The sequence below is a fragment of the Exiguobacterium acetylicum DSM 20416 genome (assembly GCF_000702605.1).
Taxonomy (GTDB): Bacteria; Bacillota; Bacilli; order Exiguobacteriales; family Exiguobacteriaceae; genus Exiguobacterium_A; species Exiguobacterium_A acetylicum.
Genome location: NZ_JNIR01000001.1, coordinates 717,882 through 734,108 on the forward strand (window position 1 = coordinate 717,882; position 16,227 = coordinate 734,108).

Here is a 16,227-nt window from a genome sequence, read left to right on the forward strand (position 1 = left end):
TGCTGAAAGATTCGCACAATTCAACAGAAAAAAGTCTTAAAAATAGAAACTATGTCATCCTTCTATCGTCTATTGATGAAAAAGTGAAATGGAGGATACGCAGATCAATACTTGACGATCGTCGTCACGCCGAACGCTGTCAGGTAAGAACGATGGAACAATTCCTGCATCCAATCTTTAGCGGAAAGCTGAAACGTGCCGTGAATCGTTTGGTACGTTCGCTGTCGAATATTGATTTCAATCGGCTCTAGTAAGGGGACGGATGGTAGATGGTCATGCATGCTGTCATTTTGATTTTCAATATAAAGCAACTCGAGGACATCTCCTTCTTCCATATAATGCTGTAAGTAAATCATGAACTCCCACTGATCAGCACCTTCGATCGTGTACAGGTAAGGCATCGTGAACCTTCCTCGCTTCAATGATACGTATTCAATCGCTTCGACTTCATGTACGTATAATTGGGGGAGATCGTCAGGCATATAGAGGAGACGAGAACTAGCAATGAATGTAAGAGCGGACATAAAGCACCTCCATCAGAAATAAGAAACCATAAAAAAGTCAGCATTCGCACTCGAATGCTGACCAGATCGTGCATTAAGATAAAAGCGGTTCATTCGAACCGTGAATGGTATAGTTTTGGACGATGCGTGAATATTCTAAAAGCAAGACATCGAGTTCATGACTAAGTTGTAGAACACGCGGGGAGGTAAAGCTGGACTGGTCAGCTTGATGATATAGTTCGCTACGTTTGGCTTCGATCGCTAACGTCAATAGTTGTTGTGTCGTCATAGCAGTCTCCCTTACATTGGTGTCGTATCCATATTCTAGCAAGTCCATTTACTAGGTGCAACGAGATTTCAGTAAAATCGACGAAATGTAATTTTTTTGTAATTTTGGCGGACACGAATCTTTTGCAACTTTCTGTGAGATAATAGGTGCTAAATGCAGAGGAGTTTGGCAAAATAGAGGAGGAACTTCTTCTATAGTAGTAAAGGAAAGGGGATGCTCATGATGGAGCTCTCGTTATGGTTAGCGTTTGGAGCAGGATTGTTATCTTTCGTCTCTCCGTGTACGCTACCACTGTATCCTGTGTTTCTTTCATACATCACAGGCGTGGCGGTAACGGATTTAAAAGAACGGGGCGTACGAGAAAAGCGATCCTTGTTTCATACGTTAGCGTTCCTCGTTGGTTTTGCGATGGTATTCGTTGTACTCGGTTTATCGACATCGTTATTCGCAGATGTCTTTATCACCTATCGGGATACGTTACGGATGGTTGGGGCGCTCGTCATCTTCGTCTTCGGGATTGTTCTCGTCGGATTATGGCAACCGACATTCTTGATGCGTGAAAAGAAACTGAATCTCGGGGAACGAAAAGGAGGATACGTCGGAACGGTACTCGTCGGAATCGGTTTTGCAGCCGGTTGGACACCGTGTACAGGTCCGATTCTCGCAGGAGTCATCGGATTAGCTGCGACCAATCCAAGTCAAGGTATGTTCTACATGCTTGCTTACGTACTTGGGTTCTCAATTCCTTTCTTATTAATGGCGTTCTTCGTCGGTCGTTCGCGCTTGTTCGTGCAGTATAGTCTGAAATTAACGAAATTCGGGGGAGCCTTGATGATGGTCTTCGGAGTCATGCTGTATTTTGATGGCTTGAGTAAATTCGCAGCATGGATGAGTGACATCGTCGGATTCACTGGATTTTAATCAAGGAAGTGATCGGATGATTTGGATATCAACTGGGGTAGCGCTCGTCATGGGATTGCTGATCAGCTTCATTCGTGTGAAGGCATCAGCAAAACCGACGAATGCTAAAAAAATCTTGATCCCGCCCTTTGCGATGTCGACGGGGATGCTACAGTTTTTATACCCGGCATCCCGTCTGACATGGACGGAAGTGGCGGAAGCATTGCTCATTGGAGCCATCTTCAGCATCTTTTTGATCAAGACATCCAATTTTTATGAAGCAGAAGGGCAAATTTATTTGCAACGTTCGAAAGCTTTTTTCATCGTCTTATTCGGTATCTTATTCATTCGGACGGTTGCGAAGTTCTTCATCGGCGGGCAGATTGATATTTTCGAAACGGGCGGCATTTTTTATCTCGTCGCTTTTGGAATGATCGTCCCTTGGCGCTTCGCGATGTATTTGAAATACAAACGAGTCAAGTCGGGCACCGTACCGGTCGCTCACTTACCTCACTAAAAAAACCGCTGAAGGTGACTTCGGCGGTTTTTCGTGCATCTTTCAATTTTGGAAGTATAATGCGTAGTCTCGCCAGTCGATAGCGTGCTCCGTTAGTGCTTTTTTCAAGAATTTATGATCGCGTTTCGGCGTAGCGGAAATATATCCTTTGACAACCAGTTCAGATGTCATCTCTGTCGCTTGTTCCTCAAGTGCGAACTGTCCGATCCGCCCGGCAATCTTGCGGCGTGCGACATCGCGAAATGCCGATGGAACCGGCATGACGAGAGCGTTCAACAATTCCATCGTCTCATCCGTCCAAAGATGTCGTGTCTGGTCGATGTATTCATCTTCCCAGTCCATCATCGATTTACCGTCTTCTTTCGGTAACTTTTTGAGGAACTTCCGGAACATGAAAAACCCGCCAATTGCCATGAGTGTAATCATGATAAAGCCCCAGAGCAGAATCCCGTTCATGAACCATTCCATGCGCGACTCATCCCCCTTTCACATCAAATATAGATTAGCATAAATCAGGTGGACGTGCTATGATGAATGACGGAGAAAGTGAGGCGAAAGAATGCTGCAACCATACGTACAATTGGACGAGACCGGACAGCCCCGTAAAGGTGTCTTACCTGAAACAGCGGACGGTCGGATCGTTGAATTCTATTATGATACGAAGGGCGAAGAGATCACGGTCATCTTCGTCACCGTTCCGGCAGAAGATGCGAGCCGGAAGCGTGCGTTTACGGTCGGGAAAACGTTCAAGACGGTCTCGACACTCGAAGACTTCACGTTACTTCACTATGAATGGGAAAATGACCAGATTTTCGCAACACTTGAGATGTTCGCGGATGGGTCGAAACGTCAAATCGACGCTTCGAGATTGCTCGACTATTAAAAAAGAAGGAGATGCGGATTGCCGCGTCTCCTTCTTTTATTATTCAGGAAATATGAAGTCGGATGACCTCGTCATGCAGTTCCACCTGACCACCGATCGGGAACGTGAATAAAGGACTCGTATGTCCGAAGTCGACATTCGCAAGCACTGGTACGTGCTCTAGGAATGGATAGAGCGAAATCAGATATCGCAGATGCTCTTCCGTCATCTTCGTTGCGAGTTGGAAGCGCCCGAAGACGATCCCGCGAACCGTCTCCGCACCTGGTTGCGCCATCAACGAGGCGAAATCACGGGCAAACGTCGCTGGATGGACTTCGTAATCGTCTTCAAGGAATAAGATCGCATCCCGTAAATCAGGGAAGTGCGGTGTGCCTTGCAGAAGGTTCAACGTACAAAGGTTTCCACCAATCAGTCGACCGCTCGCTTGTCCCGGCGATAAGAGAAGTGGACCTTTATTCGGTAACGTGATGACGTGTCCACGATCAGAATCCCGCCAATGGACAGAGGGCTTAATCGTAACGGGTTCTGTTCCAAACAATACTTGCTTGAAGTAATCGATCGTATAGGCATCACGATCCCGGAAAGCCCGTAACATCGGTCCGGAGTAAGTGATTAATCCGGTATTCGTTAGAATAGCATGACTGAGTGCTGTGATATCGGAGAAGCCACAAAGAATCTTCGGATGTGTCCGAATCAATTCGTAGTCGAGTAAGTCGACAAGTTCATTTGTACTGAACCCACCACGAACGCACAGAATCGCATCGACGTTTGGATCAGCGAATGCAGCATGAAGGTCTGCGACGCGTAACTCAGGATCACTGGAACCGAACGGATTGATGGCACGTGCATGTTGACTGATCGAGACACGTAACCCGAGTGATTCGAGCGTCTGGATCGCACCATCGATGATCTTCATCTCGACCGTCGAGAGGCTAGAAGCGGGTGCGATTAAACGAACATGTGAACCATCCGTTAATTTTTTCGGCGTTAACGTTGGCAGGTGGGCGGCGATGATTTCTAACCGGTTACCGAAGGGATCAGCTGTGAAGAAACGACGACGTGGCGCAAGGCGGGTGTCATGCTCAACCGGATAACCGGCAGCTTGAAGAGCATCGCTCAACGCTTCGAACGCAGCGACGGTTAATCCAGGGTGCGCTTTTTTAGCAGGAACGAATGGATCCTCGATTCCGAGATGAAGTGCTACACCATGATCTTCGAACCAAACACCACCACTAGCTTGAACACCAGCGGGTTTTTCGACTTCCTTCATATGTAAAAGCCCGGCATAAAATGCACGGGCGCGATCTTCTTCGTTTTTCGGCATAGCGAGCTGGACATGATCTAACATGAAGACACTTCCTTTACGAATGAGATTCAGGCAACGAACTGGGTGATTCGTTTCAATTCACGTTCGACGAGGTTCAAGTAGAAGACACCTTCGATCCGGCGATCGAGGGATTGTGCGATCTCATACAGATTCGTCCGCAGCGCTGCGAGATACGACGCTTCCTCACCAAGAGATTGCCGATGAGCAAATGCATAGTGAGCGAGTAAGAACTGAAGATACCCACGGTCGGTCAAGAACGGAATCAATTGTTTTTTCTCTTCCATCGACCACGTATAGTTCGTATCGTAATACATCTTCGCATACAGGTGGTACGGCTCGTCACCGCCTGTAAAGAGGGTTTCACTCCGTTTGACTTCTTCGATCAAGCGTTCGCTCCAATCGAAGCGTTCTTTTTTGCGACTGAGGAACAACGGTAGGATGTATGGATGAGCCTGATCCGGCATCCGCGAGCAACCGCGTTCATGCCGCAGTGCTGCATAAAGTAGCAAGGCACGATCTTCGAAGCCACGTTCAATCGCATACGTCATTCGGCTGAATGCTTCACAAGATGGGCAATCACTGAGTTCGTCGCTTGGCGCGTCGATCCATTCTGATAAATAGTGATCGGCTTGTTCCTCGTCACCGAGTTTGCTGTAGACCATGAAGCTGATATAGTCACGTGTCCGAATAAAGCCATGCGCGTCACAGAAGTCGATGAAGCGATCAAGATCTTCTTCGAGAAGCGAGACCGTCACGTCTTCTTGTTCTGCCATATAGATCAAATAGGACTTGTAGTTCCAGTACAAATCAAGTTCTTGTTTTGGAGTCAGTGTCATCTCATCTTTTCGGATCCATTCCATCAAGAGCGTGAAGGACACGAGAAACGATCGGAAGTGTCCTAAATCAAATTGATTTTGTGAAAATGCCCATAAGGAGAGGAAGCGGAGTGAATCATCAGCTGTTTCCTCAAAGATGGCCCATAAGGCCTCACCGCGTGCAACGGAGGGTTCTTCTTCCTTTAAGCGAAGATATAAGAGATGGAGTTCTTCTTGAGGGTTCATCTGTACCCCTCCTTTCTTATATAAGTATACCACGAGCGTTTTGAGAAATCGCAATTGAGCGAGGATGGAATAAAAAAAGATTCCGAACCGGCTCAATCGCGGTTCGGAATCATTTCAAGTATTTGTGGATGAGTATCAGCTGTCGGATGTAGCAAATCATGTACTGTGTAACTATTGAGTACTTGATGGAACGCCGCAATGGCATCATCGAAGGCATCACGTGCCGGATTGAGCGAAGGGACCTCGTGAATGCCTTCTTGCGGATCGAGAAAATGAACGGTTGGTTCAAACAGTTGTACGACGTCACCGATATGAATTGCATCCGGAGGGCCTGCTAAGCGGAAACCACCTCCACGACCACGGACAGAATCAATCAGACCACTCTGTCCTAAACGATAGACTACTTTCATTAAATGATTCTTAGAAATGTCGTAACAATCCGCTACTTCCTGGATTCGGACTAAACGATCGGGGTGAGCTGCTGCGAACAGCAGGGACCGAATCGCGTAATCCGTATAACGTGTCATGCGCATTTTCATCACCTACTTAACACACATACTAGGGGGCGACGCAAGCATTATCAACTCTCAATGTGCAAAAAATAAGATGCATTTTACAGATTGTTTTTATGAGGCGATTATCGCATAATGGACGGTGAAAGGTAGGTTAAATTATGCATTTCGATCAGGCATTACACCTTTTGCAACAGCTCGGTCCATCGATGGAGCAAAAGGGATTGCGGATCGCGACGCGCTTCTATGACTCGCTCGAGGCGACGTATGAAGAAGAATTGCGCGCGCTTCGAGAAGCGGGGGCTCAGGATGGAACTCGCGCATTACGGATTTTACGCCTGAGTCAATTATTGAATCAGATTACTAACCAACATGAATCGAGTGAACTGTTTAAATTGATTTTATTGAACGAAATCAATCAGACGAAATCGTTTCTGCTGACATACCCGGACATCATCAGTCATGAAATTCTAAAAGCCATCCAGATCGAATATGCACTTGAAGAAGATGCACCGTTGCTTCAAGCATGGAGTATCGTCCATCATCAACTCGTCGATACGTGCCGGCATTTTTGTAAATACCGCCATGCTGAAAACTGGCGTCAACAAGATATTTTATTAATTGCTGAAGACCATCACCTCGGGTCCGTCATCGATGAAGCCCGGCATGCGCTCCTGAGCGGTCGCAAAACGACTTTATTACATGTATCGGCTGAGGAACTGGCGGAACGCATGTTAGCGAATGTCCTCTCTTTGACGACGAAAGGGATGGTCGTCCACCACATTCGTCAAGAAGGATGGGAACAGCAGATGCACGAGTTCCTGACGATGATCACAGCAAATGATCCGATCGTCTTCGTCAGTGGATCGACAAATTTCATTGAAGAAATCCAGCAACGACTTGATCCGTTACCGGTCCTGTTTGGTCCGTTCGTAGCGGCAAATCAATTACCCTCTTAATGAAAAAAGCGACGTGTAACGCTCTGACTGAAGTCGGAGCATGACACATCGCTTTTTTAGCTTTAAGCTGATTTCGTTAAACGCTTCGCACGTTGAATCGACCGGTCGAGTGCGAGATAGACTCCACCCGAGACGCAACAGAGTAATCCGATGAATGCTAAGGCAAAGTCACCTTTTCCGGAATCAAGGAACAAAGATCCGAGAAGCGGTGCGGTAACGCCGCCAATTAACCACTGAAGACTCGCAGCACCGTTATACGTTCCGCGAAGATGTTCTGGTGCAATCAAAGCGATGAACGTCATCTGGACAGGGGACATAATCATCTCACCAAGCGTATAGAACGCATAAATCGCAAGCAATACCGTTACGAGCACGACATAGTCTGTTCCGAGTGAGAACAGGTAGGACGGCACGAACGCGAGGAAAATCATACCGATGCCGAAAATCGATGCCCCGAGCAACATGACTTTTCCGAATGCTTTACCTGACAAACGAGCGGCGATCGGGAATTGGAATAAGACGACCATGATTCCGTTTAATGCCATCAAATAAGGGAAAGGATTTTGTTTCGTCGGCAAGCCCGGTAGTGCCTCCTTCAAGAAGACCGGTAACATGCTCTCAACGAGGGCAAATCCCATCGAGATGAAGACACCCGCACCGATGAAGATTAAAAAGACATGGTCCTTCCGTAACACGGTGAGTGGGGACACTTTGACTTCGTCTGTCTTTTCAATATACTCCGGTTTCGTTTCTTCGATGAAGAAGTAGAGAACGAGTCCGTACAGGAAAAAGACGAAAGCGGCAGAGTAGAAGATGAGTGAACGGTCGACGAACAAGACGGCACTTCCGAGCAGTGGACCGAATGCTGCCCCGACGTTATGCCCCATCCGCAATAGACCGAACGATTCGTTCAGGCGTTCTGGTGGCGTGACGTCAGCGACCATTGCGCTTGCAGCCGGATGGAACAGTGAACTGGATAAACCGAGCAGCGCGTTCAAAGCGAGAAGCGGTCCGAATGAATCGGCGAACGAGAAGCCGATTAGCGCAATGACATCCCCGATGATCGAGAGGACCATCAGTGGTTTTCGACCGAATTTATCAGCGAAATGACCACCGAGGACGGCGCCGACGAGTGACATGATCGGTCCGGTCGCCATGATGACACCGACCAAAAAGTAGGAATCGAGACGATCCGCATAATACAGAACTAAAAATGGTGCAATCATGAACATCATGATTCCCGTGATCGTTTCCCCGACGAACCGGATCCAGATGTTACGATCAAGCTGTTTGAGTGCGTTAAACATAGTGAAAACCCCTTATATTCCGTTTTTAGACAATAGAAAAGACGGATACGCACAAATATGGGCATACCCGTCCTAATATAAGAGGGCAGCATGTACGTATACGCATACGCACACCCTGCTTAATTAAAAATTAAACGATTGGGTGACGTACAGTTGTAGCCAATACAAAGACAGTGTGGACAGATGTCCGAGCTTGATAGAATACCATTGTACGTCTCCTCCTTCTGTAATAGTGAACTTCCTAGTCATCGTAAAGAAGAAGTAGAGGAATTGTCAACTTTAAATCTGAAAATTAAGTCAATGAAGTGAAATGGACGAGACCTTGAAAATTCGGTATGATAGACTAGTTGCGAAAAAGATTGATCGGACTTTTGAATATATCGGTGAAAGGAACTACCATACATGACAAACATTCTACAAACGGAAGTCGAAAAGCGTCGGATTTTCGGCATCATTTCCCACCCGGATGCGGGTAAGACGACATTAACTGAAAAATTCCTCCTACACGGAGGGGCAATCCGTGAAGCAGGTTCTGTCAAGGCACGGAAAAACTCGAAATTCGCGAAATCGGACTGGATGGAAATCGAAAAACAACGAGGCATCTCTGTTACGTCTTCGGTCATGCAATTCGAATACGATAAAAAAATCGTTTCCATCATGGATACACCAGGTCACTCGGACTTCGGTGAAGATACGTATCGAATCCTGACAGCTGTTGACTCAGCAATCATGGTCATCGATGCAGCGAAAGGGATCGAGTCGCAAACGAAGAAACTCTTCCAAGTTTGTCGGATGCGCGGGATTCCAATCTTTACGTTCATCAACAAGATGGACCGTCAAGCACGTGATCCACTCGAATTGATGGAAGAACTTGAAGAAGTACTCGGTATTCCGTCTGTTGCTGTGACGTGGCCAGCTGGTTCAGGGCAACAGTTCGAAGGGGTCTATGATCGCGTCAAAGGACAATTCCATTGTTTCAAGAACGATCGTAAGTCGATCGAACTCGGTGAGGAAGGTCTCGCGAACGAAGAACTCGCGACGACGATCAACTCGGAAATGTACGAGACGTTGATGGATGAAGTTGACTTACTCGACGGCGCAGGTAACGAATACAATGAAGAATTGATTGCAAAAGGCGAATTGACTCCGGTCTTCTTCGGATCAGCACTCGTTGATTTCGGTGTCACACCGCTCCTCGAGCATTACTTGAACCTGTCTCCTTCACCGACACCACGTGAGTCGAACAAAGGGAAGGTCGAACCGGCGCAAGACTTCTTCAGTGGTTTCGTCTTCAAGATTCAAGCAAACATGAACCCGAACCACCGTGACCGGATCGCGTTCGTCCGTATTTGTACGGGTAAGTTTGATCGTGGAATGGACGTCGTCCTGACACGGACAGGGAAAAAGATGAAGTTGTCGCAATCGACACAATTCATGGCAGATGAGCGTGAAACGGTTAACGAAGCGTTCGCGGGAGACGTCATCGGGCTATACGATTCAGGCAACTATCAAATCGGCGATACGATCACGAATGGTGATCCATCACTCCAATATGAAGCACTCCCAACGTTCGCACCGGAACTCTTCTTGAAGGTCTATACGAAAAACGCCTTGAAGTCGAAACAGTTCCAAAAAGGTGTCGAGCAGCTCGCGCAAGAAGGAGCGATCCAAGTCTACAAGACGGAATACAACGAAATCATTCTTGGAGCGATCGGACAACTCCAATTCGAAGTCTTCGAGCACCGGCTCAAAGGTGAGTATGGCGTTGACATCTTGAAGGATGCTGCGAACTTCCAAGTCGCGAAGTGGATCAAGCCGGCAGAAGTCGCTGCTGTCAAACAATTGACGGATTCACGGACGGTACTCGTCTACGACCGCTGGGAAAATGCTGTATTGCTGTTTGCGAACGATTTCGTTTACGAGCGATTCGTTCAGAAAAACGAAGGGACGATCACATTGGTCGATTCACCGCAACAACTCTAATGTTTTTACGGACTACTTTTCGAAGTGGTCCGTTTTTTCGTTCATGAAATCTCGTTTGATGACAATCGAACAAGGGTAAAAATAGAGCGTGTTTGAATTCATATGAAAAAGGACGGTGTCATGTGATGGCGAAACGGTTTGTTGGGATCTATCAGGATCAATCGAGTCTGGAACGAAAAATCGAGGAATTGAAACAACAAGGACATCACGATTCAGATTTTTCTGTCGTGGGTCGGGATGACGCGGCAGACGAAGCATCAGGTGCGAGTTGGATTGATCAAGTTAAATCAACGTTTTCTAAAGAACCACCGCTCCGCGAGACGTTAAAACGTGTCGGACATTCAGATGATGAGGCAGAACGGCATTACGCGGAAGTCGAGCGCGGCGGTCTTGCATTGTTCGTCAAGGATCGAGATCACGACCATGCTCATGACCACGATCACCATCATGACCATGAGCACCATCATCACCATGACCACGACCATCGGCACGATGATAACAAGGTCGAAAATCCGGGGAACAATGCCTACGAGAGCAATCACCGTGAAGACGGTGAGAAGAGCGACCGGGCGAAATGGAAAGCAGACGATCTCGACTAATACCTAGAAGTGAAGGCGCCGATAACGGTGATCTTCACTTTTTTTCTCGCGTCCGGAGTCGCAAAGCGAGATGTCTAAGGAATCGAGGTGCTATACTGAGAGCATCGAAGAGGTGATAAGACATGAAAAAAATAGTGACAGCTTTAGCAGGAATTGGTCTTGCGAGCGCTTGGTTCATCAACCGATACCCGGTGTTCGGGAAACGACCAAGCCGTGCAGAACGGCGAAGTTTCGAACGATCAGACCGTTTTGTCGACGGGAAGTTCAAAAATGAGATGGATTTTCAGTTGAAGATGGAATGGGACTCGATGAAAAGCATTTTAAAGGATTACGGACGAAACATTCCAAATCTGCGTCCTGTCAAAGCGTTACCGACGCTTCCGTATCAGCGACGTCAAGACGATAGTGAAGCACCACGCGTCACATGGTTCGGACATTCGGCATTTTTAATCGAACTCGATGGACAAACGATTTTCTTTGACCCGATGCTCGGGCGCGCACCATCACCGTTCCCAAAACTGGGTGGAGGACGTTTTCAAACGACGCAGACGGTTGATCTCGAACGTTTACCGTTGATTGATGTCGTCGTCTATTCGCATGATCATTATGATCATCTCGATTATCCATCCGTCCTCGCCTTGAAAAATCGAGTCGGTCGCTTCATCGTGCCGCTCGGTGTCGGGAGTCGTCTCCGTGGATGGGGCGTCTCAGCTGAGCGAATCACGGAACTCGACTGGCATGAATCGACACAAGTCGGTGGCATCAAACTGACAGCGGCTCCGTCGCGCCATTATTCAGGGCGAAATGGTCTTGATCAATTTTCAACGCTATGGGCGTCATGGGTCATCGAAGGCTCGCAAAAGGTCTTCTTTAGTGGCGATAGTGGATATGGTCCACACTTCAAAGCAATCGGCGAACAATATGGTCCGTTTGATTTAACGATGATGGAATGTGGGCAGTACGATGTCCGGTGGTCCAATTCGCATATGTTACCGGAACAAACAGTTCAAGCTCATCGAGATGTAAAAGGTCGTGTCCTGATGCCGATTCACTGGTCTGCCTTCATCCTCGCGTTTCATGCCTGGTTCGAACCGGTCGAACGGTTGCTCAAGGAAGCGAAACGTGACGAGATTTCGGTTCTGACACCGATGATCGGGGAAAGTGTGACACCCGAGAGTACTACACGAAAATGGTGGCGGGAAGTGCGTTGAGTAAGATAGCTTTTTGATTTTAATTGAATGAAATGAGAAAAAAGTAGCCTTTTCGAATCACATCGAAAAGGCTACTTTTTTAGGTGAATAAACAGACGAGATGTTCATCCTTGACTCTTACAGGAAAGCGAGGATGATGACATCGTCCGGTCGTACAATACAATTTAGCTCGCCAATCGATCCGCTTGTTTCGCGCGACGAGAGCGAACTTTTTCGATGATTTCGAAACCGAGCACAAGCATCGTTCCGACAAGTAATCCGTTACTGAGGAACGGGCGAAGCGTCAAAGGCAGGACTTCCGCGATGACGGTCGATTGCAACAAGATACTGATGCCGATGACGGCACTGATCGCAAACGCATGGCGGCGACGGCTGTTCTCCATGTTACTTTCCGCTGACTGCCAGGCAATCAGAAACATGTGCGGCAATGTCGCAAGCAACGCGGCACTCGCAACGCTACGCGGTAATGTCGCGATGATCCCGATCAAGCTTGGGAAGAACCCGATCAACGCGATGACGAGTGAGGCGATCAAGAACGGGCGACGTTTCCGGCTACCGGTTTGCGCGATGAAACCACTCGTGATGGGTAACGGCACCGGCACAAGCGTCGAGAATGTAGCAGCGAGTAAATGAATGACGCCTTCGATTGATAATCCTTGGTGCAGACGACCTTGTTTTTGAAGCGTCGCTTCGACGGCACTTAAAGCGGCGATCAAATTGACGACGAGCAAGATCGCGAACGGAATCGCGACAAGGAATGCACTGCCGTCAAACTGCGGCCATCCGAACGGTAACGCTTGCGGTGGTGCAAACAAACTTGACGACGTAGGAAGTGACGGACGGCTGACGAGCCAACCAACGATGATCCCGATCATCAAGGCAAACGGGCGTAAGCGACTCGGACCGAATTGACTGAGTCCGAGCACGAGCAAGAATGTGATAATCCCGGCGAGACGTGTTGCTTCAACAGCGAGGACGGCACCGAGCATGACACCTGTTAATTGAATACATAATAAGAGCAAAAATGTTCCGCTGACGAGCGGTGTGAAAACAGGTAATAAGTATTTCGTCCATCCTGTCAAACCAAGGATGATGAGGACAACACCAGCAATGACGACAGCTGCCATCGCAATCGTAAAGGCTGTTTTTGAATCGACCGGTAAGGCGGCGATGACGACGAAAATACTGACCCATGATCCGGCAGGTCCCGATACGATCGGAAGCCGGTGGCCGAAAGCGCCATGTAGGAAACAGGCAATCCCGCCTACAAAGAACGACCGTTGGACAAGGGCAGCTGTCTCGACTGAGGAGAGGTCGAACAGACTGGCGACGACGATTGGTAAGGCAATCGTGTTCGCGAGTAAAAAGACGATCCACTGGAAGGTAGAAGTCGTTTGTTTCATGAAAAAGCTCCTTTCTTTAACTTCAGATATTCCTGCATCATAGCATATGATTGATGTTATGATTCATATATCTTTATACATGAAAACATATGAAAGAGATGATGAATGTGGATTTACGTCAGTATCGTTATTTTTGTGCGGTCGTCGAGGAACAATCCGTTACGCGGGCGGCAGAGCGCTTACGGATGGCACAACCTGCCTTAACCCAGCAAATCCGGCGGATGGAAGAAGAACTCGGAGTTCGTCTGATCGAGCGGGCAGGACGTGGGATCAGGATTACCCCAAGCGGCAACCGCTTATATGAACGAGCGGTTTCGTTGTTGCAGTTCGAGCAGGAGACGCGAATGGAAGTGAGCGACATCGAAGCCGGTCGAACGGGGATCTTGCGGATTGGTGTCAACACGTTATCTGCCAGTCGGCTCGTCGAATGGATCGAACAGATGAAACGACGACATCCTGGCATTATCTTACAAGTCCACCAAGGAGAATCGAGTGCGCTCATCGAACGGTTGAAAGAGCGGTCGCTTGACGCAGCGTTCGTCCTTCTGCCGATTGATGCGCAAGGGATCTCGATTGAATGGATGGAGGAAGAACCGTTTCATCAAGTCTGGCACCCCGATCACCCGACTGCGGATCTCATCATTCCGAGTCAAGAAGGACTGGGTGTCTTTCAGACGTTAAGTCAACGACTCGGTGTCGTATCGCAAGAAACATGTTCTGATGTCTTGACGCTAATCGGACTCGTCCGTAGTGGACAGGCGGTGACTGTTTTGCCGGAAAGTACGTTGCGGGAACTGGATATGACAGGACTGCACCAGACATACCTACCAGGTGCCGCGAGTACGACAGCCTTCGTCTGGTTGACGGAGGCCGGACCGACGACACTGACAAAACAATTCATTGAAATCATACAAGAAACAGCAGAATAACCAAATGGATAGGATAGATAGGATGGAAAGGAACGATCGTATGAAAACAATTCAAGGCACGTATGGGGAAGCAAAGATTTTCACGGATAACGTCGACGACCTGACGATTAAGCAAGTCACAGCCATGCTAGAGGAACAATTTGCGACAGGTAGTCGCGTTCGAATCATGCCGGATTGCCATGCTGGAAAAGGATCTGTCATCGGAACGACGATGCATGTGACGGACGAGGTCGTACCGAATCTCGTCGGAGTCGATATTGGTTGTGGGATGTTGTGTACACGACTCGCTGAAAAGGGACCAATCGACTTTGCAGAGCTTGACGCAACGATCCAGCGTCTCGTTCCAAGTGGCATGTCGGTACGTCAAAAAGCCCATCCATTATCAGAACAGGTACCATTTGATCAAGTGCTTGCACCGTTCAACGAGACACGGGCACGATTATCGATCGGTACGCTCGGTGGAGGAAATCACTTCATCGAACTGAACCAGGACGCAGCAGGCGAGCTTTATCTTGTGATTCATTCCGGAAGCCGAAATCTTGGGAAAACGATCGCTGAACATTATCAGGCAGAAGCGGAAACGGCACGCTTCCAATTTGATGCGGATCAAGTCATCGGGGAATTAAAGAAAGCGGGGCGTGAGTCGGAGATTCAAGCGACTTTACAGCAATTGAAAGCAACACGCTCTATGTTTAACAAAGACTTAGCATCTGTTTCCGGAGAAGCGATGGAGCGCTACCTGCATGATCTCAAGATTGCGCAACGCTACGCCGCGCTGAACCGTCAGGCGATGACTCAAGTTATTTTTGAAGCGATGGGGTGGACGGTTGCGGATCAGTTCGATACGATCCACAACTACATCGATCTTGACGCGATGATTCTACGAAAAGGTGCCATCTCTGCGAAAGCGGGTGAGCAGGCAATCATTCCGATGAACATGCGTGACGGCTCTTTGATCGTCGTCGGAAAAGGAAATCCCGATTGGAACTATTCCGCACCACATGGAGCAGGACGTATCATGTCACGATCAAAAGCATTCAAAACAGTTGAACTGGATGCATTTGAAAAGACGATGACCGATGTCTGGTCAAGTTCTGTCGTCGCATCGACGCGTGACGAATCACCGTTCGTCTACAAACCGATGGACGAAATCATCCGAAACACAAAAGAAACAGTCGATGTCGTTGAGATCATTAAACCGCTGTACAACTTTAAGGCAAAATGATGTGTAAGATACTTTCAATATGGGAGGATACAGTATGAACTATAAGGGGACTATGTTAATTCTGTTTTCAAGTGTGTTTTTAATTGCTGGATGCACGGATGAGGCGGTCACGACGGAACAGAAAAAAGTAGTCAAAACCACTACTCATACGGATCAGAAGACGAATCAGACGAAACATCCCATCTTAAATCCTGTTCAGTATGAAAAGCTGTTCAAGCATATGGATGAACACTTGAAGATGGATCAGTTTCAGTTGAAGAGAAGCACGATAGGTGCAGACTTTACAGCTGTGGATCAATCCTTGAGTTTTGGGAAGAGACGTTGGTTAACGGTTGACGGAACGATTGACACGTCCTCGACACAGGAGGCACTTTATTTTGAAAACCAAAAACAAGATACGCAATTAGCGATCCATTTTGCGTATACGGATCGATACATAGGCAATGATCTGATTCAATATCAATCAAACGGTGATTACGGTGAGCTCCTCATCATCAGCTACAAAAATATCCTCATATCCGTGCAACACAATTATTTACAGAAAGTCGATTCAGACACGACGCAGGAAGCAGCAAAACAGGTGATCCACGAATTAAAAAACGTTCCCGTTTAAAACGAG

The 16,227-nt window shown here is 47.7% G+C and carries 18 protein-coding genes; 10 read left to right on the forward strand and 8 right to left on the reverse strand.

Annotated elements, in window-relative coordinates:
- Positions 1-104: 104 nt before the first annotated feature.
- Positions 105-401 (reverse strand): hypothetical protein, encoded by a 297-nt coding sequence (locus P401_RS0103660; protein ID WP_152548168.1) that lies wholly within the window; start codon positions 399-401, stop codon positions 105-107.
- 196 nt (positions 402-597) lie between these two features.
- Entirely contained in the window at positions 598-792 is a 195-nt protein-coding gene (locus P401_RS0103665; RefSeq protein ID WP_029341257.1) for an aspartyl-phosphate phosphatase Spo0E family protein, read from the reverse strand.
- Positions 793-1,014: 222 nt separating this feature from the next.
- Between P401_RS0103665 and P401_RS0103670 the strand changes: the two genes are divergently transcribed.
- Together P401_RS0103670 and P401_RS0103675 are read left to right on the forward strand one after the other, a co-directional pair.
- Complete coding sequence (locus P401_RS0103670; RefSeq protein WP_034786216.1) at positions 1,015-1,713, forward strand: cytochrome c biogenesis CcdA family protein; 699 nt, start codon at positions 1,015-1,017, stop codon at positions 1,711-1,713.
- A gap of 16 nt (positions 1,714-1,729) precedes the next feature.
- Positions 1,730-2,209: a CcdC family protein gene (locus P401_RS0103675; protein ID WP_029341259.1), complete on the forward strand. Its 480-nt coding sequence runs from the start codon at positions 1,730-1,732 to the stop codon at positions 2,207-2,209.
- Positions 2,210-2,251: 42 nt separating this feature from the next.
- Here P401_RS0103675 and P401_RS0103680 read toward each other — a convergent pair whose 3' ends face one another.
- A complete protein-coding gene (locus tag P401_RS0103680; protein ID WP_029341260.1) occupies positions 2,252-2,677 on the reverse strand; it encodes a DUF2621 family protein in 426 nt (141 codons plus the stop codon).
- A gap of 91 nt (positions 2,678-2,768) precedes the next feature.
- Here P401_RS0103680 and P401_RS0103685 point away from each other — a divergent pair, with 91 nt between their 5' ends.
- On the forward strand, positions 2,769-3,092 hold the full coding sequence (locus P401_RS0103685) for a hypothetical protein (protein ID WP_029341261.1): 324 nt from the start codon (positions 2,769-2,771) through the stop codon (positions 3,090-3,092).
- A gap of 43 nt (positions 3,093-3,135) precedes the next feature.
- Here the strand turns inward: P401_RS0103685 and P401_RS0103690 are convergent, their stop codons facing one another.
- The 3 genes from P401_RS0103690 to P401_RS0103700 form a co-directional block, all read right to left on the reverse strand.
- Complete coding sequence (locus P401_RS0103690) at positions 3,136-4,440, reverse strand: LD-carboxypeptidase (protein WP_081834688.1); 1,305 nt, start codon at positions 4,438-4,440, stop codon at positions 3,136-3,138.
- A 26-nt stretch (positions 4,441-4,466) separates the two neighbouring features.
- Positions 4,467-5,480: a hypothetical protein gene (locus tag P401_RS0103695; RefSeq protein WP_029341263.1), complete on the reverse strand. Its 1,014-nt coding sequence runs from the start codon at positions 5,478-5,480 to the stop codon at positions 4,467-4,469.
- Positions 5,481-5,572: 92 nt separating this feature from the next.
- On the reverse strand, positions 5,573-6,013 hold the full coding sequence (locus P401_RS0103700) for an RrF2 family transcriptional regulator (protein ID WP_029341264.1): 441 nt from the start codon (positions 6,011-6,013) through the stop codon (positions 5,573-5,575).
- A 140-nt stretch (positions 6,014-6,153) separates the two neighbouring features.
- On the opposite strand from P401_RS0103700, the gene P401_RS0103705 reads away from it, so the two are divergent.
- On the forward strand, positions 6,154-6,951 hold the full coding sequence (locus tag P401_RS0103705; RefSeq protein ID WP_029341265.1) for a hypothetical protein: 798 nt from the start codon (positions 6,154-6,156) through the stop codon (positions 6,949-6,951).
- Between the two features lie 62 nt (positions 6,952-7,013).
- Here the strand turns inward: P401_RS0103705 and P401_RS0103710 are convergent, their stop codons facing one another.
- A complete protein-coding gene (locus tag P401_RS0103710; RefSeq protein ID WP_029341266.1) occupies positions 7,014-8,258 on the reverse strand; it encodes an MDR family MFS transporter in 1,245 nt (414 codons plus the stop codon).
- A gap of 402 nt (positions 8,259-8,660) precedes the next feature.
- On the opposite strand from P401_RS0103710, the gene P401_RS0103715 reads away from it, so the two are divergent.
- The 3 genes from P401_RS0103715 (at position 8,661) to P401_RS0103725 (ending at position 12,051) form a co-directional block, all read left to right on the forward strand.
- Positions 8,661-10,241: a peptide chain release factor 3 gene (locus tag P401_RS0103715; RefSeq protein WP_029341267.1), complete on the forward strand. Its 1,581-nt coding sequence runs from the start codon at positions 8,661-8,663 to the stop codon at positions 10,239-10,241.
- Positions 10,242-10,366: 125 nt separating this feature from the next.
- Positions 10,367-10,840, forward strand: coding sequence for a YflT domain-containing protein (locus tag P401_RS0103720; RefSeq protein WP_029341268.1), 474 nt, complete (start codon positions 10,367-10,369; stop codon positions 10,838-10,840).
- A gap of 122 nt (positions 10,841-10,962) precedes the next feature.
- Entirely contained in the window at positions 10,963-12,051 is a 1,089-nt protein-coding gene (locus tag P401_RS0103725; protein ID WP_029341269.1) for an MBL fold metallo-hydrolase, read from the forward strand.
- A 164-nt stretch (positions 12,052-12,215) separates the two neighbouring features.
- Here P401_RS0103725 and P401_RS0103730 read toward each other — a convergent pair whose 3' ends face one another.
- On the reverse strand, positions 12,216-13,454 hold the full coding sequence (locus P401_RS0103730) for a purine/pyrimidine permease (RefSeq protein ID WP_029341270.1): 1,239 nt from the start codon (positions 13,452-13,454) through the stop codon (positions 12,216-12,218).
- Positions 13,455-13,561: 107 nt separating this feature from the next.
- Here P401_RS0103730 and P401_RS0103735 point away from each other — a divergent pair, with 107 nt between their 5' ends.
- From P401_RS0103735 to P401_RS0103745, 3 genes are read left to right on the forward strand one after another with little or no spacing between them, the layout of a single operon-like run.
- Positions 13,562-14,383, forward strand: coding sequence for a LysR family transcriptional regulator (locus tag P401_RS0103735; protein WP_029341271.1), 822 nt, complete (start codon positions 13,562-13,564; stop codon positions 14,381-14,383).
- Between the two features lie 40 nt (positions 14,384-14,423).
- On the forward strand, positions 14,424-15,608 hold the full coding sequence (locus tag P401_RS0103740) for an RNA-splicing ligase RtcB (RefSeq protein ID WP_029341272.1): 1,185 nt from the start codon (positions 14,424-14,426) through the stop codon (positions 15,606-15,608).
- Between the two features lie 34 nt (positions 15,609-15,642).
- Entirely contained in the window at positions 15,643-16,221 is a 579-nt protein-coding gene (locus P401_RS0103745) for a hypothetical protein (protein WP_029341273.1), read from the forward strand.
- The last annotated feature ends 6 nt before the right edge of the window (positions 16,222-16,227 follow it).